Below are 17,566 nucleotides of genomic sequence, written 5' to 3' on the forward strand. Positions count from 1 at the left end.
TGAATACTCTTAATGAGTTAACTCTAAACTATTCAAACCCGAACAGGCACAATATTGTAGGTAATGTATTGATAAATGATAACAATTATAGAAGAGCTAAATGTGACGATTGTATTCCCAATGAAATTAGATTATTGCTCACAATTAATGATGATTTATCTCAAAGATATGCGTTTTTAATTTTAAGAAGAACTACTGATCTGGCAGGGCAAGAAATTATAAAAATAAAAATTGCAAATATTTCACGTAGCTTTTCTGACAACCCTAATCTAAGTCTGGATTTTGTTCTCCCATTTACAGAGTTAACCCTTATTAAGCAATAAGGTATAAAAAATAATTACAATATAAAGCTGCATAATTCGTTTATACAGCTTTATTTTTCTATTATTTCGGGGCAAAAAAGATGTTATGGGTTGGTGGACCATAGTCCTACATCCTTAACGAGTGCTCTTGGATGTAATTTTAAATGAGCGACTAATAATTCTGCGAAATCTTCCGGTTGTAGCACACTTTCCGGATTACCGTCGGTTAAGTTTAAATTAACGGACATATCTGTAGCAATAGTGCTAGGTGCCATTGTCATTACTCTGATATTTGATTTACGAACTTCCTGCATTAAAGATTCTGAAAGACCTATCAAACCGAATTTAGAAGCGCTATACGCACTGGTAACCGGGGCTCCTTTTAAGCCTGCCGTAGAGGAAACGTTTACAATATCTCCTGATTTGCGTTCTAGCATTTGAGGCAAAACGGCTCTGATCACGTAATAACTTCCTAATAAATTGATCTTTATGATGTTTTCCCATTCTGAGACTTCCAGATCCATGAACTTTCCGAACTTTCCGACACCGGCATTGTTCACTAAAATATCAACCGGACCTAATTCTGACTGTAACTGGTTTACCGCAGTAACAACCGAATCATAATCAGCGATATCAGCAGTAGCAACAGCTACTTTTATTGTATTGTTTATTTTTTTAGCTTCTGCCGCAACCGCTTCTAAGTCGGTTAACGTTCTGGAAATAAGAGCGAGATTAACACCTTCTGCCGCTAAAGCTAAAGCAACTGCTTTTCCTAAGCCTTTGCCACCACCTGTAATTAAGGCATTTTTACCGTTTAAATTTTGCATAGTTATAATTAAATTGTTAGGAGTCTGACTTTGTCTCACAAAATTGCATTAATTTTGAATATTTTAATACTAATTAAACTTTTAATATAAATAAGTTCCATAATATTGAATAAATGATACAATCGATCGAAAGAGTTTTTGCAATTCTTGAGTATGTTGCTTCCAATGGAAATCTCGTTCGTCTGAATGATATTGCTACCGCATTAGATCTGAAAAAAACAACAGTTCATAATTTTTTGAATTCCCTAAAAGAGTTGGGCTATATTGAACAGGATGAGTTATCTCCGCGTTATAGAGTTACACCAAAATTACAGTATTTAGTAGCTCCGCATACAGACAACAACAGCTTAAAGACTAAAATGCGTCCGGTTTTAGAAAAGATTACCCGATTAACCAATGAAACTGCTTATTTATCAGTACAAATGGGAATGTATTTCAGACATGAATTAATCAGCGAACCGAATAGTTCTATCCGTATTTCATTGGAACTCAATAAAGATTTTCAACTGATGCGAACTGCTATAGGTAAAATATTTATGGCAAATTCTCCGCATCTCCGAAATGTTTTGCTGGGTAAATTAGAACCTTCTGAACGAAAAAAATTAGAACACGAGCTGGAAACAGTTGCACAAAATGATTTTGCGTATGATTTTGAAGAAAATGAAAAAGATATGCACTGTATTGCTATCCCTTTACGTGAAAATAACCGAATCATTGGAGTAGTGGGGGTTTCCGGTCCGGCATTCCGTTTTCAAAAAGCAGAAATGGATAAGGCTATTGAATTAATTAGGGAGCTTTTGAAAATTAAATAATAGCATAGACCTATTTATTGTATCCCCGTTTTTTAAGGAATTAATCTATATTTGTTTAGAAAAAAGTTCATCGAAAAATGACACAATATAGTGGCTTAAGATAATGAAGAAAAAACTATTTTATTTTGCAATTGCAGGTTGGACATCAGGTTTGATGGTTCATTTACTTTCATTAGCTAAGATTGATGTTACAGAAACAATACCTTTCATCTGGGTTCTGCACATTGGTATTTTTGTGGTTTGGATTCCGGTAATTTTTGAATTAAATAAAAATGAAGAGTTCAAACAATACCAACGATTAAGAAAACAGAATAATGTAAAACCTTTTAGTCTGTTTAAGATTATTTTTAAAGAAACTCCCACTTGGTTGGTCGTAATTGCAATAGGCGGCTTCTTTTATGCAGTACTTAACTTTATGTTATTTACAAGTTCTCAACCGGGAGTTCCTGATTTCATTAACGATCAATATGTCTTGCAAAATCACGGAAAACTAATTAAAGTGATAACCGAACAAGAGTATCATCATTACAAAGCAAATGAGCTGCGAGGTTTTTCAGGTCATTGGTTAGCATTTTACGGAATGGCTGCGGCTATTTTATTTCCGTTTAGTAAATCAGAACAGTAAAAAATGAAAACATATATTTCAATACTAAGAGGAATTAATGTAAGCGGAAAAAATAGTATTAAAATGGGCGATTTAAAGAAGTTATATAAGAATTTAGGCTTTAAAAATATCTCGACTTATGTTCAAAGCGGAAACGTTATTTTTTCTTCTGAATACAATGATACTAAAAAGATCGAAGATATTTTAACATCCCAAATAAAGCAAGAATTCGGATTTACAGTTCCGGTAATTGTATTGACAATTGAGGAATTAAAAGAGAGTATTGAAAATAATCCATTTCAAAAAGATAAAGAAGAAGCTTTTATATATTTTACATTTTTAGCTAGCGAACCAAGTAACCACAATAAAGAAAATATCTATAATAAAAAAGCTGAAAACGAAGCCATAGTAATAAAAGAACGAATTGTTTATTTATATTGTCCCAACGGTTACGGAAGAACCAAACTCACTAATACGTTTTTAGAAAATATTTTAAACGTAATAGTGACGACCAGAAATTTCAAGACAACGAATAGACTTTTAGAGATAGCTGAGCAACTAAAATAAAAAAAAGAATTTATAAAAGAGTAAAGAGGAATACAAGATAGAATTGATACAATATGTTATAGCATAAAATATTTTATATTTTACATAATGCAAATTATAGGTCATATATAATACTTTAAATATTATTAATGAAAACCTTTATTACTTGTTCAATGTCTCAGTTACTCAATTTATTTAGGCAGTAATGCTTTTTAAAATTCTACTCAAAAAATAATCCGATAAAAAATAAATAAAGCATTGCAATAATCTTATTTTAATTTTAGCTTTGTAACCCTTATTATAAACTCATACCATGGAAAATAAATACGCACAAAAATTAATTGAAAAAATTCAAAAAGATCTTTTACAGGACAAATTTAATATCGATGCGATTGTTGAAGATCTGAAAAAGATTCGCGAATATTCTCTTGAAGAACAAAATCCGGTTGTTACAAAAGCATTGCGTTTAGCTTATGAACATTTAGAGTCAAATCAAGCGTTTTTAATTGGTGTTCCGGATGACGAACCATTCGAAGCTGAGGAAGAAGAAAATGAAAATTTTTCAAGCGAAAATGACTTAGAAAGCTTTGAATATTTCCTTTCACTTTTAGCCGATCTATCAAAGAAAAACAATCTTTTAGACTTAAGAGCTTATAATGCAGCCTTTTTGGCTTTTTAATTTCTTAAAATTAAATTCTGTTTTACATAATATAATCGGTCATTTGACCGATTTTTTTATACATTTTTTAACGTGATTTTGATATTTAGTTGCTAAATTTGCAATCATTTCAAAGAAATCATGCAAAAACAACAGAAAAAATCAAGAGCTCAACTATTACATCAGTACTATAAATATACTGGTTTTTACGCTTTTATATGGAATAATACTAAAAAAGCGATCATGCCGCTATTGCTTATTATCGGTGCTTTATTGATTGTTAATTACCGTGTGATGAGTATTTCTGAAATGTTGCTCTATGTTACTCAGAATTTCAGTAAAACATTTATTTTTTCTTTATTCTTTGCTTCAGAAAGTTTTCTTGGCTTATTGCCACCGGATATTTTTATTGCCTGGACCAAAACCACTGAGCACCCTCTACTCTATCTTTCACTATTAGCCGTTTTATCATATTTAGGCGGTGTGGTTTCCTATTATTACGGTAGAACTTTATTATTGATCCCCAAGATCAATGATTATTTAGAGGGAAGAATGTCTAAGCATATTCGCAACATGCAAAAATGGGGCGGATTTTTAATTGCTGTCGGAGCATTATTACCTTTACCTTTTGCAATGGCTTGTTTGGCTGCCGGAATGATCAAATTTCCGCAAAGACAATTCTTTGCTTTTGCCGCACTACGTATTTTTCGCTTTGTAATTTATGGATTTGCTATATATTCCGCTTTATCATGATCAAATTATTTAAAATTGTTGCCTTTTTAGAAGGAATTTCGTTACTTGTATTGTTTTCAAACATGTTGGTCGTAAAACCAATGAATCTTGACTTGTATAAAAGTCTACTGTTTCCGGTAGGAATGGCACACGGTTTATTGTTTTTGGCTTATATCGCATTGGCTACTATGTTTAAAATAGAACAGAACTGGGATTTTAAAAAGTACTTTATCATTTGTATAGCATCGGTTTTGCCTTTCGGTACTTTTTATATCGAAAAACGTTATTTAGCGGAATTATAAAATATGAAAATATTCAATTGGGCTGAAAATTTATTACATGAAATAGGTGTTAATCAAGCTATCAGTGTTTACCTTAGTTTAGTGATAAACATTGTATTATTGGTTGTATTGGCTTATGTATTAGACCTTATTTTTAAAAAAATACTTATCGTTTGTCTGGCAATCGTTGCTGCAAGAACCAGATCATCCTTTGATGATTTTTTAGTAGCCAATAAAACAGCTAAATACATTGCTCATCTGGTTCCTTTGTTATTCATTTACAAAACGGTACCTGTAATTTTAAATGATTTTACCTCTTGGGAAAATTTCTTTGAAAAAGGTATCAAGATCTACATTATACTTTTAACACTTTGGATCATACGAAGTGTTTTCAATGCACTGAAAGATTTTTTAAAAGAAAAGCCACGCTTTAGTGATAAGCCTATTGATAGTTACATTCAAGTAGTCATGATCCTGTTATGGACTTTCGGGATCGTTTCTTTTTTGTCCATTTTATTTGAGATCAGTAAAACGGCTTTTTTAACTACTTTCGGTTCCATTTCGGCTGTTATTATCTTAATGTTCCGTGATACGATCTTAGGATTTGTGGCCAGTATTTCCGTTTCGGCTAATGATATGGTACGAATCGGCGATTGGATCACTATGGAAAAATTTGGTGCAGATGGTGATGTTATTGAGATCAATTTGGCAACTGTAAAAGTGCGTAATTTCGACAATACAACCACCACAATTCCCACGTATAGCTTGATTTCGGATAGTTTCCGTAACTGGCGAGGGATGACTAATTCTGATGGTCGACGTATTAAAAGACAGGTTTTAATCAAGCCTAGTTCTGTTCGTTTTGTTAAAGAAAACGAATTGGATTACTTTAAAAAAATACAACATTTAACGTCTTATATCGAACATCGCCAATCGGATATTGATAAATACAATACAAATAATACTGTTGACAAATCATTGATTGTCAACGGAAGAAACTTAACGAACTTAGGGTTGTTCCGCAAATATGTCAGTCAATACATCTTACAACATCCGGGAATCAATAAAGATATGTTGATGATGGTACGTTACTTAGAAATTACCGAACGTGGAATTCCGCTTGAAGTATATTGCTTTTCCAAAGATAAAAACTGGGTAAATTACGAACATATCATGGCCGATCTGTTCGATCACATTATAGCTTCCGTACGCTATTTCGGTTTGGAAATACTGGAAATCAGTAATGTAGAAATAACTTCTAAACAATAAAAAAGGCAGCTTAATTTCCGCTGCCATTTTCATTTTGTTGTTCCAATCGATCTTTAACGTATTCTATCTTTGTTTTTCCGTGTGGTGTCGGTTTTCCGTCCGAACCTAAATTAACCATAATGATATTGTCTATCGTAATAATGGTTTCACGTGTCATTTTATTGCGAACTTCACTTTTTAAAACTAAAGAAGTTCTACCGAATTTAACGACTTCAATACCTATTTCAACAATATCCCCTTGGTTGGCCGAACTCATAAAGTTAATTTCACTCATATATTTCGTTACCACCTTTGAATTTTCTAACTGAATGATCGAATATAAAGCAGCTTCTTCATCTATCCAGGCTAATAATGTTCCTCCGAATAATGTTCCGTTAGCATTAAGGTCCTCTGGTTTTACCCATTTTCTGGTATGAAATCTCATAATTCTTTAGTTTTAAAATTCAATGTAAAAATACTAAATCGCATCCAATTCTGAGGTATGAATTCTTCTTTAAAAAAACTAAAAATTCGGACTGTTTTTTGTAAAATCGATAAAGTAATTAACAATTGATTCTTAATAACTTATCGTAAATAGCCAAGATTCAAGCTTTTTGATTTCGTAAATTTAAGTATCCAAAAAAAGAAAAGATGAAAACGAAAGATGAAGCTATTTTAGAGATCCGAGGTGAATCTATTGGCTTAGTAACCGAAAATTCAAGTTCTGAAGAGCGCTTTCAAAACCAAACCATTCGTCCTATTTTAAAATTTCAAAACGATCTGTTTGTAGAGGTATTCAAGAACTATGCTACCAAACAAAAAGGGGTATTTTTTACTTTAACACCGGAAAAGAAAATGAACTATATTGAAAATGCCATTCAGCGCGATATCAAGTTCCGAAATTCACTGAAAGGCATTATCATTGGTATGTTCACAATAACGGAATACAAGGAATACATCCAAAATTCATCCAATTTGAACAAAAGAATGATGAATTTGTTAATGGAACGCCTTAAAAACCAGTTACAGCTATTAGAAGATTAATACAGGCTTTCTCCGTTTAAATTTGTAGTCAGCACACTACTCATATAATCAAAAAACGGACGCATAGCAGCAAAAGTTTTCAGTACTTCCTGTTGGAAATCAGGTTGTAATACTTCTTTATTGCTAAATTGACGAGCCAATAAATATTGCTTTTTACGGATCAGATCAATATCCGGATGATTCTTATCAAAACCTTTGGGAGCTGTTTTCAGTTCGTCACCTGTTAAAACACCAAAATTCTCAATGAATTGAGGTTGTTGTAAAATAGCTCGCAATTCTTCAGCATCAAGTTCAATTTCTTTGCGAATACGTTGCAGATCCTCAGCATTCGGATCCCAAAAACCGCCACCCACAAAACTATTGTTATTCTCAATATGCAAATACATACCACCGCGCAATAAAGGCTTCGTACGCGTAAATGAAGCGCTGAAATGAGCTTTATAAGGCGACTTATCTTTTGAAAAACGCACATCACGGTAAATTCGGAAGACATGTACTTTCTCTATACTGTCTTGCTTACCTAATTCACCCCCTACTTGCTGGAAGAAGGCTTTGCTATTTTGAAACTCCCGATCGAACTCTTTTTTATGTTCGGCAAACCATTCCCGGTTATTGTTGGCTTGTAACTCGCTTAAAAAATCAAAGGTTTTTTGACTGATCATTTTTATTTTAAAGGTACAAAAGTTTAGGGAAATAAATATATTTGAAAAAATAATAAAATATGAAAACAGAAAAAGTACTACTCGCTATTTTTTGCATTGGATTAGTGTCTTAACGAAAAACTGATTAAAGTTATTGAAGATCCGATATATGAAGAACTTTATGAAAGGACAACCTATATGAATGATACTAAATAGAACTAATAGAGAAATTTGGAGAAGCAAATCATTACTTCTCCCTTTCTTTTAAAACGTTAACTACATCGTTTAGCTTATAATTTTTGGCTTGTAACAAAATCAAATAGTGAAACAATAGATCGGCACTTTCGTTTAAAAACAAATCGTCATTGCTGTCTTTGGCTTCAATAACTACTTCAACAGCTTCTTCTCCTACTTTTTGCGCTATTTTATTGATTCCTTTTCTGAATAAAGAAGTGACATAACTAATATTTTCAGTATTTTTTTCAGCTAATTCTTTGCGATTAGTAATGGTTTCTTCTAAATGAGTTAAAAATCCATATTCCTGATTGTTAGCTTGTTGCCAGCATGTGTCTAAACCTGTATGACAAGTCGGTCCCAATGATTTTACTTGTACCAAAAGCGTATCTTGATCGCAATCTTCAGCAATAGAAATCAGTTGTAAAAAGTTACCGCTTTCCTCGCCTTTGGTCCACAATCGGTTTTTACTTCGGCTAAAAAAAGTTACTTTTTGAGTAGCCAACGTTTGTGCCAAAGCTTCTTCGTTCATGTAACCCAACATCAGTACGTTTTTAGTTTCTGCATCTTGAATGACAGCCGGAAGTAAGCCATCGCTATTTTTTGAAAAATTTGGTTTCATATTTTTAAATGTATCATTAACGAGTTAAAATAATTTGTATGATTGTCACTTCGAGTGAAATCGAGAAGTTTTAAACCTTTCGAATCACAATATTTTGATCGGCTAAATACTGTTTCAATTCCGGAATGGGAATTTCGTTAAAGTGAAAAACGCTAGCAGCCAAAACAGCATCGGCTTTTCCTTGAATAAACGCATCAGCAAAATGTTCTTTGGCTCCTGCTCCACCCGAAGCAATTATCGGGATATTGACCCAAGACGACAACCGGGCTAAAGCTTCGTTTGCAAAACCATTTTTGGTTCCGTCGTGATCCATAGAAGTAAACAGAATTTCTCCGGCGCCCAAATTTTCAACAGTTTTTGCCCAATCAAATAAATCGATTGCAGTGGCTTGTTTACCACCAACCAAATGTATTTTCCATTGGTTTTCCATTGGTTTCGCATCGATGGCAACCACAACACATTGGCTTCCAAATTCTTTAGCTAATTCTTCTACTAATTTCGGATTTTTAACAGCAGCCGAATTGATGGAAATTTTATCAGCGCCGTTTTGCAACAATACCGAAACATCAGCAACAGAAGCAATTCCGCCACCCACAGTAAACGGAATATTCACGGTTTTAGCCACATTTCGAACCAAATCGACTAAAGTTCGACGACGTTCTTCTGTAGCCGAAATATCTAAAAAAACCAATTCGTCAGCGCCAGTTTCGGCGTATTTTTGTGCCAATTCCACCGGATCGCCTGCATCGCGTAAAGCTAAGAAATTGACTCCTTTTACGGTGCGTCCGTTTTTAATATCTAAACAAGGTATAATTCGTTTGGTTAGCATAATTTTTTTTATTTGTGACCCATAATAAATTGTTCCAATTGTTTTAAACTGATTTTTCCTTCGTAAATCGCCTTTCCGATAATTGTTCCATCGCAACCTAATTCGGCTAATTGATACAGCTCTTTTTCGTTAGAAATTCCGCCGGAAGCAATGAGTTTTAAATTTTCATTTGACGAATTGCATTCGGTTAAAATCTTTTGGTACAAATCAAAATTTGGGCCTTCAAGCATTCCATCTTTCGAAATATCGGTGCAAATTACATACTGAATGCTTTTGGTTTGATATTTGGCTATAAAAGGCAATAAATCTTCACTAGATTCTTCTTGCCAACCCGATACGGCAATTTTTTCGTTCTTTGCATCGGCACCTAAAATAATGGCTTCCGAACCGTATTTTGTAATCCATTGTTCAAACACTTCCGGATTTTTAACGGCAATGCTTCCACCAGTAACTTGCTGTGCACCACAATCGAAAGCAATTTTTAAATCATCATCCGATTTTAAGCCACCACCAAAATCAATTTTGAGTTGGGTTTTAGTCGCCAAAGTTTCCAAGGTTTTATAATTGATGATTCGGCTCGATTTGGCTCCGTCTAAATCCACAACGTGTAAATAGTCAATTCCGGCATCTTCATAGGCTTTGGCCACTTCTAACGGATTTTCGTTATACGTTTTTTGTGTGCTGTAATCGCCTTTGGTCAAACGAACGCATTTTCCGTCAATAATATCAATGGCAGGTATAATTCTCATGTTTTTAACTATCTAAAAAGTTTTTTAAAATTTGTTCTCCGACTTTTCCGCTTTTTTCCGGATGAAATTGGACACCGTAAAAATTATCTTTTTGAATCGCCGAAGCATAATCAATTCCGTAATTAGTTTGTGCAATACTATACTGATTTTCCGGAACATAATAGCTGTGAACCAAATACATATATTCGTTTTCTGAAATATTTCGGAACAAATCAGACTTTAAATTTGCAATGGTATTCCAACCCATTTGCGGTACTTTGACGCTATTGCTGAATTTTTTTACGTCCAAATCAAAAATGCCTAAAGCATTGGTATTTCCTTCTTCCGAATGGCGACACAACAATTGCATACCCAAGCAAATTCCTAAAACCGGTTGTTTTAAAAGGGGAATCACTTGGTCTAAACCGGTACTTTTTAACTTTTGCATGGCGCTACTCGCCTCGCCTACACCTGGAAAAATCACTTTATCAGCTTGTTGAATAATTGCAGCGTCATTGGTAACAATTCCTTGAAAACCCAAGCGTTCCAAAGCAAACAAAACACTTTGAACATTGCCAGCGCCGTAATCTATAAGTGCTATTTTTTGAGTTGTATTCATTATAAAAGACCTTTAGTGGACGGTAAAATCATTTTATCGGGATCGCGTTTTACGGCTACTTTTATCGCTTTGGCAAATGCCTTAAAAATAGCTTCAATTTTGTGATGTTCGTTTGTTCCTTCTGCTTTAATGTTTAGATTTGCTTTAGAACCATCGGTAAACGATTTGAAAAAGTGAAAGAACATTTCTGTTGGCATTTTCCCTATCAATTCGCGTTTGAAGTCGGCTTCCCAAACCAACCAGTTTCTTCCGCCAAAATCAATGGCAACTTGTGCTAAACAATCGTCCATAGGCAAACAAAATCCGTAGCGCTCAATGCCTAATTTATTGCCCAAAGCTTTTGCAAAAACTTCGCCTAGCGCAATAGCTGTATCCTCTATGGTGTGGTGTTCATCAACTTCCAGATCTCCTTTTACTGAAATTTCCAAATCCATTTGACCGTGACGTGCGATTTGGTCTAACATGTGATCGAAAAAGGCAATTCCTGTATCGATTTCACTTTTGCCGGTTCCGTCTAAATTTAGCGTGATGGCGATATCCGTTTCATTGGTTTTACGAACTATACTTGCACTTCTGCTTTCTAACTTTAAAAACTCGTAAATGTTTTTCCAAGATTGTGTTTTTAACGCAATAAACGCTTCTAAATCCTGAACTGTAGCCGAAAGCTCTGTTTGTCCCAAAGTTTCTTCATTCGCAATAAAAATAGCTTTAGCGTTCAAATTTTTAGCCAATTCCACATCGGTAATGCGATCACCAATAACAAAAGAGTTTGCCAAATCGTATTTTTCGGCATCTAAATATTCAGTTAACATTCCGATTTGTGGCTTGCGTGTCGGTTTATTTTCGTGCGGAAAACTGTTGTCGATATGAACTTTACTAAACGTAACTTTTTCGTTTTCAAAACATTCGATAATGAAATTTTGAATCGGCCAAAAGTTTTCTTCGGGGTGACTTTCAGTTCCTAAACCGTCTTGGTTGGTTACCATCACCAATTCGTAATCTAATTCTTTGGCAATTTTTCCCAAATAATAGAACACTTCCGGATAGAATTTTAGTTTTTCAAAACGATCCACTTGATAATCGGATGGTTCTAAAACCAAAGTTCCGTCTCTATCGATAAATAATACTTTTTGTGCCATTTATAAGTTCATTAGGGTTTCTAAAACGATTTTATTTTCTTCGGGTGTACCAATGGAAATTCGTAAACAATTCTCGCAAAGTGGTTGGTTACTTCTATCGCGGACAACGATGTTTTTGGTTACTAGTTCTTGGTGTCTTTTTTTAGCTTCATCTACTTTAATCAAAATGAAATTAGCATCACTCGGGTAGATTTCTTTTACAAACTCAAATTTAAGTAATTGTTGAATTAATTTGTTTTTTTCTTCTGTAAATAAAGTACTTATGCTTTTTAATATGTCTTTATTTTGTAAAATACTAATTGCTTTTTCTTGTGATAATGTGTTAATATTATATGGTGGTTTTATCTTGTTTAAGACCTGAATAATTTCTTCAGAAGCGTATAAAAGACCAACACGCAATCCGGCTAAACCATAAGCTTTTGAAAGCGTTTGCGAAATGATTAAATTAGGATATTTGTTTAGTTTTTGCAACCAACTTATTCGTTCTGCAAAATCAATGTAAGCTTCGTCTAAAACGACTAATCCATCAAAATTTTCCAATAAAAAAGTAATGTTTTCATCGGTGAAACAATTACCTGTTGGGTTATTTGGTGAACACAAAAAGATGATTTTTGTATTGTTATCAACGGTTTCTAAAATCTGCTGTGTGTTAGGCTGAAAATCGTTGGTCAACAAAACTTCTCTATTTTCAATAGCATTTAAATTGGCTAAAACACTGTACATTCCGTAGGTTGGCGGCAAACTGATAACATTATCAGAATTAGGTTCGCAAAACGCACGAAAGACTAAATCCAAAACTTCGTCACTTCCGTTTCCAATTAAGATTTGTGATGTTTTTACGTTTTTTTGCTTCGCCAAAAGCTCTTTTAACTTCTTTTGTTGCGGATCCGGATACCGGTTTAAGCCTGTATTAAACGGATTTTCGTTGGCATCCAAAAAAATCATTTCGCGTTCAAAATCCTGAAATTCATCACGTGCCGACGAATACGGTTTCATGGATTTGATATTGGAACGAATAAACGAATTAATATTAAATGTTTTCATTTTCAAGTGTTTTTAAACGAATAGTAACTGCATTTTTGTGCGCTTGTAAACCTTCGGCTTCTGCCATGATTTCAATAGTATTTCCAATGGTTTGCAACCCTTTTGGAGTGATTTTTTGAAAAGTGATTGCTTTCAAGAAACTATCCAAATTGACACCACTATAATTTCTAGCATAGCCATTGGTTGGTAAAGTGTGATTGGTTCCCGAAGCATAATCACCGGCACTTTCGGGTGTGTAAGAACCTACGAAAACCGAACCTGCATTTTGAATGCCATTGGTATAAAAATCTTCGTTTTGAGCTGCAATAATAAAGTGTTCCGGAGCGTATTCGTTGATAAAATCCAAAGCTTTTTGCTCCGAATCGAAATAGATTAAACGCGATTGTGCAATGGCTTGTTCGGCGATAGTTTTGCGTGGTAAAATGGCCAATTGCTTTTCAATTTCTGACTCGGTTTGTTTAAGAACCTCTTGAGAAGTAGTGACCAAAATTACCTGACTATCAGCACCGTGTTCGGCTTGACTCAATAGATCAGAAGCTATAAATGCAGGATTTGACGTTTCGTCGGCTACCACTAAAAGTTCCGAAGGTCCGGCTGGCATATCGATAGCAACTCCATATTGTGTAGCTACTTGTTTGGCAACCGTTACAAATTGGTTTCCAGGACCGAAAATTTTGTACACTTTAGGAACAGATTCCGTTCCAAAAGTCATAGCAGCAATGGCTTGAATGCCACCAATTTTTTGGATTTGTGTGATACCGCATAATTGGGCTGCAAATAAAATTGCCGGATTGATTTTTCCTTCTTTATTTGGCGGCGTACATAAGATAATCTCTTGACAATCTGCTAATTTTGCAGGAACAGCCAACATTAAAACGGTTGAAAATAAAGGCGCTGAACCTCCGGGAATGTACAATCCTACTTTTGAAATTGGCTTTTTTTCTTGCCAACAATTGATTCCGGGTAGTGTTTCTACAGCAACTTTAGCGGTTTTTTGAGCTGCGTGAAAACGTTCTATATTCTTTTTAGCGGTTTGAATCGCTTCTTTGAGTTCGTCAGAAAGTTGTTGTTCGGCTTCAGTGATTTCTTGTTGCGTTACTTGATTGTTTTCTAACGTAATTCCGTCAAAAATAGATGTGTATTTTGCTACTGCTTTGTCTCCTTTTTGCTGAATTTCTTTAAAAATAGCACTGACAGTGAGTTCGATATCTTGAAAGGATTGCGTTGGTCTTTGCGTCAATTCGTTCCAAGTATTTTGTTCCGGATTTAAAATTGTATTCATTGTGTGTGTTGTTTTTGAATTAAAGAACCATTTTTTCTATTGGGCAAACCAAAATTCCTTCGGCACCTGCTTCTTTTAGTCGGTCAATGACTTCCCAAAAAGTATCTTCATTGATTACCGAGTGCAGGCTGCTCCAACCTTCTTCCGCCAAAGGCATAATCGTTGGACTTTTTAAAACCGGTAAAATGGAACTTACGGCTTGAATTTTAGTATTGGGAACATTCATTAAAATGTATTTTGATTTTCTGGCTTTTAGAACGGATTGGATACGGAATTGTAGTTTTTGCAGTAATTCTCGTTTTTCGGGGTCAATTTTTGGGGAAACAGCCAAAACCGCTTCACTTTTTAGAATGACTTCTACTTCTTTTAAATTGTTTTTGAATAACGTACTTCCGGTAGAAACAATATCGACAATAGCGTCAGAAAGCCCGATATTTGGTGCAATTTCAACAGAACCTGAGATTTGGTGAATTTCGACATCAATACCATTTCCATTAAAAAAACGTTGCACGGTATTAGGATAAGAAGTGGCAATTTTTTTGCCTTGTAAACTCTTCAATCCGTCGTAATCGAACGTTTTGGGAACAGCAACTGAAACTCTACATTTTGAAAACCCCAAGCGTTCAACAATTTCAAGGTCGTTTCCTTTTTCAATTAATAGATTATCGCCTACAATGGCAATATCTGCTACACCATCTGATACATACTGCGGAATATCGGAGTTACGCAGATATAAAACTTCTAAAGGGAAATTTGAAGCCGTAGCTTTGAGTTGGTCGTTCCCATTTTCAATAGAAATTCCACAGTCTTTAAGGATTTTTAAGCTATCCTCGTTTAATCGTCCTGATTTTTGAATGGCAATTTTTAAGGTGTTCATTTTACTTTTTTCTTAAAAATGAGTACACCAAGAGAGTAATGAGCAAAAAGAAACCCGCTTGATGTACTCAAACGGGTTATTATTTTATGAGATTATTACATACCAATCATCATTACCTCGCTTGAGCGTGTAAAAAATGATGATGATGATGTAATTGATTTAAAAACATTTTTGTTCTATTTTGTTTGACAAATGTACAACAGTTTTTGAATTGAGCAATAGTATTTTCAAAAAAATAACATTACCCTGCTACTGAAACACCAATTAAAGCGCCAATTCCGTAGGTTACTGCGGCGGCGGCTAAACCAAAAATTATCTGTCTGAATCCTGAGAACCAAATCGATCTTCCGGTGAAAAGCGTAATTGAAGCTCCAATAATAAATAACCCTACTACTCCGCTGGCTATGCTGAGCATAATTGCTTTGAATCCGTCTAAAAAGATAAAAGGATACAATGGAATGATAGCTCCAACAGAAAACAATAAAAAAGAAGTTATAGCCGCTTCCCAAGCCGAACCGCCCATTTCTTCTTTATTAATTCCTAATTCTTCTGAAATTAATGTATTTAAAGCGGTTTCTTTGTTTTCAAAAAGTTTATCGGCTAATTTTTGAGCTTCTTCTTTGCTCATTCCTTTAGCTTGATAAAGCAAAATTACTTCATGTTTCTCTTCTTCTGGTGAAGCTTCTAATTCTTCTGTTTCCAACTCAATCTGGCGTTGGTTTAATTCGCGTGAACTTTGCACGGAAAGCCATTCGCCTAAAGCCATAGAAATTGAACCGGCTAATAATCCGGCAACTCCGGTGAGTAAAATGGTACTGTTAGAAACGGCTGCTCCGGCAACTCCCATAACTAAACTCATATTGGACACCAAGCCATCATTGGCTCCTAAAACGGCCGCTCTTAAAGCATTTCCCCCAACCGATTTATGTCGGCTTTCAAATTTGGATAAAAAGCCACCATCAATATTAAGTTTCCGATTGTCACTGACTGCTTCAATGATCTTTAAGTGATTGTGCTCAAAACCATCAAGCGGAACGCCATCGGCATTTTTTTGCTGAATTGTTTTTGAAGCATAATTTTTTTCAATATTGGATAAATTGTTCAGTATGGAACTGTATCCAAAGACTTTACCTAATTTCAATTGTAATTTTGCTTTGCCCGAAGGCGGGATCATTTTAAAATTAGGGTCGATCACATTAATCTTTTTCAAAATAGCATTGGCATGACCTTTTTCAATATCAGACAAACTGTTTAAAACTGCTTTTAAATTTTCGTCAGCCTGTAATTGAGCAATGGAATAATAGAGAAAACTGGTGTCTACTTCCATTTGCAGTTGTTCTCTTAGTTTTTTGATTTCGGTCATATCAATTCATATTAGTTAATATCGAAAGCTCCTTTTGTTAAGATTTTAGCGTTAGCAGGCAAATTACTTTCCGGTAAAATTTGGGTAAAGGTATCGGTTTGTTCGCCTGTTTTAACCAAAACCTTTTTGAAGCTGTAACTTCCGTTTTGATCTTTATCTACTAAAAATACAAATTTTTTGTCATTTTCTGACAGAATAGCTTCTGTTGGAATACCTAAGCTTTTAATACTTTCGGTTTCAATTTTAGCTTCGACATACATACCGGTTAACAAACGTTGTTTAATAGTATCGTCTAAATGACCGTGAACCATAATAGTTCTGTCTTTATTTTCAATGGATTTACCTACTAAAACCACTTCGGCATTAAACTTTTCTTTAGAGGCTTGCGGAACGGTAAAAACAATGTTTTGTTTTTCTTTTATTTTTAAAATATCTTTTTCAAAAACATTTAATTCTACATGCAAATGATCGATATCAACGATCTCCAGAATAATATCAGAAGGAGCCATAAACATTCCTACATTGGCATTCATCTGAGTTATATCACCGGAAATAGGTGCATAAAGTGTAATTACGGATGTAAAATTTCCTTTTTCTACTTGTGCGGGGGAAATATTTAAAAGTTCTAATTTCTTTTTTAAACTTTGGTACATTCCGAATGCTTTTTTATAATCACTTTCCGCTTTTAAGTAATTTTTTTGTGAGGTAATTTTCTCCTCATATAAAGTTTTTTGTCTTTCATATTCTGATTTTAGATAACCTATTTGTTCGGCAACTTCTACGTAATCTTTCTGAAGATCAACAAAATCTGTATTTTCTAACGTTAATAGTGCCTCTCCTTTTTTTACTTTATCCCCTACCAAAAGATTAGTAGTTTTTACATAACCTCCTAAAAAAGTAGTGACTTTAGCTTTATTTTGTGGCGGAACATCAATCATTCCGGTTGCCTGAACGGAAATATTGAAATCGTGTTCAGATGGCGAACCTAATTCCATATTCATGGCTTTGAATTGCTCATGAGTTACAGAATATCCGTCTTCATTAGTAGATTCGGGTTCTGCTGTGGCTTCCTGATTTTTACAAGAAAGAGTTACCAGGCTTAGTAAAAAGATATAGCTTATTTTTCTCATGAGA

At 34.4% G+C, this 17,566-nt stretch carries 22 protein-coding genes; 9 read left to right on the forward strand and 13 right to left on the reverse strand.

The annotated features are described in order from the left end of the window. Nucleotides 1-323: DUF6705 family protein (locus tag NHF50_RS14650; protein ID WP_252777138.1), on the forward strand; the 323-nt coding region annotated here is incomplete at its 5' end. An 83-nt stretch (nucleotides 324-406) separates the two neighbouring features. On the opposite strand, the gene NHF50_RS14655 is transcribed toward NHF50_RS14650, so the two are convergent. Next, nucleotides 407-1,129, reverse strand: a complete 723-nt coding sequence (locus tag NHF50_RS14655) for a 3-ketoacyl-ACP reductase (RefSeq protein WP_109570355.1) — start codon at nucleotides 1,127-1,129, stop codon at nucleotides 407-409. A gap of 113 nt (nucleotides 1,130-1,242) precedes the next feature. Between NHF50_RS14655 and NHF50_RS14660 the strand changes: the two genes are divergently transcribed. From NHF50_RS14660 to NHF50_RS14690, 7 genes are all read left to right on the forward strand, one after another. Then, a complete protein-coding gene (locus NHF50_RS14660) occupies nucleotides 1,243-1,941 on the forward strand; it encodes an IclR family transcriptional regulator (RefSeq protein ID WP_252777139.1) in 699 nt (232 codons plus the stop codon). 103 nt (nucleotides 1,942-2,044) lie between these two features. Beyond that, nucleotides 2,045-2,566 (forward strand): hypothetical protein, encoded by a 522-nt coding sequence (locus NHF50_RS14665; protein WP_252777140.1) that lies wholly within the window; start codon nucleotides 2,045-2,047, stop codon nucleotides 2,564-2,566. Nucleotides 2,567-2,569: 3 nt separating this feature from the next. Continuing rightward, complete coding sequence (locus NHF50_RS14670) at nucleotides 2,570-3,112, forward strand: DUF1697 domain-containing protein (protein WP_252777141.1); 543 nt, start codon at nucleotides 2,570-2,572, stop codon at nucleotides 3,110-3,112. A gap of 292 nt (nucleotides 3,113-3,404) precedes the next feature. Next, the gene (locus NHF50_RS14675; RefSeq protein ID WP_252777142.1) at nucleotides 3,405-3,770 is read left to right on the forward strand and encodes a hypothetical protein; all 366 of its coding nucleotides are present in this window, start codon (nucleotides 3,405-3,407) and stop codon (nucleotides 3,768-3,770) included. A 120-nt stretch (nucleotides 3,771-3,890) separates the two neighbouring features. Then, nucleotides 3,891-4,502, forward strand: a complete 612-nt coding sequence (locus NHF50_RS14680) for a YqaA family protein (protein WP_252777143.1) — start codon at nucleotides 3,891-3,893, stop codon at nucleotides 4,500-4,502. Further along, complete coding sequence (locus NHF50_RS14685) at nucleotides 4,499-4,783, forward strand: DUF3817 domain-containing protein (protein WP_252777144.1); 285 nt, start codon at nucleotides 4,499-4,501, stop codon at nucleotides 4,781-4,783. Before NHF50_RS14680 ends, NHF50_RS14685 begins: the two co-directional genes overlap by 4 nt. Before the next feature lie 3 nt (nucleotides 4,784-4,786). Continuing rightward, the gene (locus NHF50_RS14690; protein ID WP_109570362.1) at nucleotides 4,787-6,031 is read left to right on the forward strand and encodes a mechanosensitive ion channel family protein; all 1,245 of its coding nucleotides are present in this window, start codon (nucleotides 4,787-4,789) and stop codon (nucleotides 6,029-6,031) included. A gap of 10 nt (nucleotides 6,032-6,041) precedes the next feature. Here the strand turns inward: NHF50_RS14690 and NHF50_RS14695 are convergent, their stop codons facing one another. Then, nucleotides 6,042-6,455, reverse strand: coding sequence for an acyl-CoA thioesterase (locus tag NHF50_RS14695; RefSeq protein WP_252777145.1), 414 nt, complete (start codon nucleotides 6,453-6,455; stop codon nucleotides 6,042-6,044). A 206-nt stretch (nucleotides 6,456-6,661) separates the two neighbouring features. Here NHF50_RS14695 and NHF50_RS14700 point away from each other — a divergent pair, with 206 nt between their 5' ends. Continuing rightward, complete coding sequence (locus NHF50_RS14700; RefSeq protein ID WP_109570364.1) at nucleotides 6,662-7,054, forward strand: glyoxalase; 393 nt, start codon at nucleotides 6,662-6,664, stop codon at nucleotides 7,052-7,054. Here NHF50_RS14700 and NHF50_RS14705 read toward each other — a convergent pair. The 11 genes from NHF50_RS14705 to NHF50_RS14755 form a co-directional block, all read right to left on the reverse strand. Then, nucleotides 7,051-7,722 (reverse strand): DUF2461 domain-containing protein, encoded by a 672-nt coding sequence (locus NHF50_RS14705; protein ID WP_252777347.1) that lies wholly within the window; start codon nucleotides 7,720-7,722, stop codon nucleotides 7,051-7,053. The two genes, NHF50_RS14700 and NHF50_RS14705, sit on opposite strands and share 4 nt — an antisense overlap. A 220-nt stretch (nucleotides 7,723-7,942) precedes the next feature. Further along, entirely contained in the window at nucleotides 7,943-8,551 is a 609-nt protein-coding gene (hisIE, locus tag NHF50_RS14710; protein ID WP_252777146.1) for a bifunctional phosphoribosyl-AMP cyclohydrolase/phosphoribosyl-ATP diphosphatase HisIE, read from the reverse strand. A gap of 70 nt (nucleotides 8,552-8,621) precedes the next feature. Further along, nucleotides 8,622-9,380, reverse strand: coding sequence for an imidazole glycerol phosphate synthase subunit HisF (gene hisF, locus NHF50_RS14715; protein ID WP_252777147.1), 759 nt, complete (start codon nucleotides 9,378-9,380; stop codon nucleotides 8,622-8,624). An 8-nt stretch (nucleotides 9,381-9,388) separates the two neighbouring features. Beyond that, a complete protein-coding gene (hisA, locus tag NHF50_RS14720; protein WP_252777148.1) occupies nucleotides 9,389-10,129 on the reverse strand; it encodes a 1-(5-phosphoribosyl)-5-[(5-phosphoribosylamino)methylideneamino]imidazole-4-carboxamide isomerase in 741 nt (246 codons plus the stop codon). Nucleotides 10,130-10,133: 4 nt separating this feature from the next. Next, nucleotides 10,134-10,727, reverse strand: coding sequence for an imidazole glycerol phosphate synthase subunit HisH (hisH, locus tag NHF50_RS14725; protein WP_252777149.1), 594 nt, complete (start codon nucleotides 10,725-10,727; stop codon nucleotides 10,134-10,136). Further along, entirely contained in the window at nucleotides 10,727-11,866 is a 1,140-nt protein-coding gene (gene hisB, locus NHF50_RS14730; protein ID WP_252777150.1) for a bifunctional histidinol-phosphatase/imidazoleglycerol-phosphate dehydratase HisB, read from the reverse strand. The genes hisH and hisB overlap by 1 nt, the downstream gene beginning before the upstream one ends. Further along, the gene (gene hisC, locus NHF50_RS14735; RefSeq protein ID WP_252777151.1) at nucleotides 11,867-12,910 is read right to left on the reverse strand and encodes a histidinol-phosphate transaminase; all 1,044 of its coding nucleotides are present in this window, start codon (nucleotides 12,908-12,910) and stop codon (nucleotides 11,867-11,869) included. It abuts the gene before it with no gap. Continuing rightward, the gene (gene hisD / locus NHF50_RS14740; protein WP_252777152.1) at nucleotides 12,897-14,192 is read right to left on the reverse strand and encodes a histidinol dehydrogenase; all 1,296 of its coding nucleotides are present in this window, start codon (nucleotides 14,190-14,192) and stop codon (nucleotides 12,897-12,899) included. Before hisD ends, hisC begins: the two co-directional genes overlap by 14 nt. A 19-nt stretch (nucleotides 14,193-14,211) precedes the next feature. Further along, nucleotides 14,212-15,069 carry an ATP phosphoribosyltransferase gene (hisG, locus tag NHF50_RS14745; protein ID WP_252777153.1) on the reverse strand — a complete coding sequence of 286 codons (858 nt, stop codon included), beginning with the start codon at nucleotides 15,067-15,069 and terminating at the stop codon, nucleotides 14,212-14,214. 241 nt (nucleotides 15,070-15,310) lie between these two features. After that, nucleotides 15,311-16,432: a VIT1/CCC1 transporter family protein gene (locus NHF50_RS14750; RefSeq protein ID WP_252777154.1), complete on the reverse strand. Its 1,122-nt coding sequence runs from the start codon at nucleotides 16,430-16,432 to the stop codon at nucleotides 15,311-15,313. Between the two features lie 11 nt (nucleotides 16,433-16,443). Further along, nucleotides 16,444-17,562 carry an efflux RND transporter periplasmic adaptor subunit gene (locus NHF50_RS14755; RefSeq protein WP_252777155.1) on the reverse strand — a complete coding sequence of 373 codons (1,119 nt, stop codon included), beginning with the start codon at nucleotides 17,560-17,562 and terminating at the stop codon, nucleotides 16,444-16,446. Between the last annotated feature and the right edge of the window lie 4 nt (nucleotides 17,563-17,566).

The organism is Flavobacterium sp. NRK F10 (assembly GCF_024054235.1).
Lineage (GTDB): Bacteria > Bacteroidota > Bacteroidia > Flavobacteriales > Flavobacteriaceae > Flavobacterium > Flavobacterium sediminis.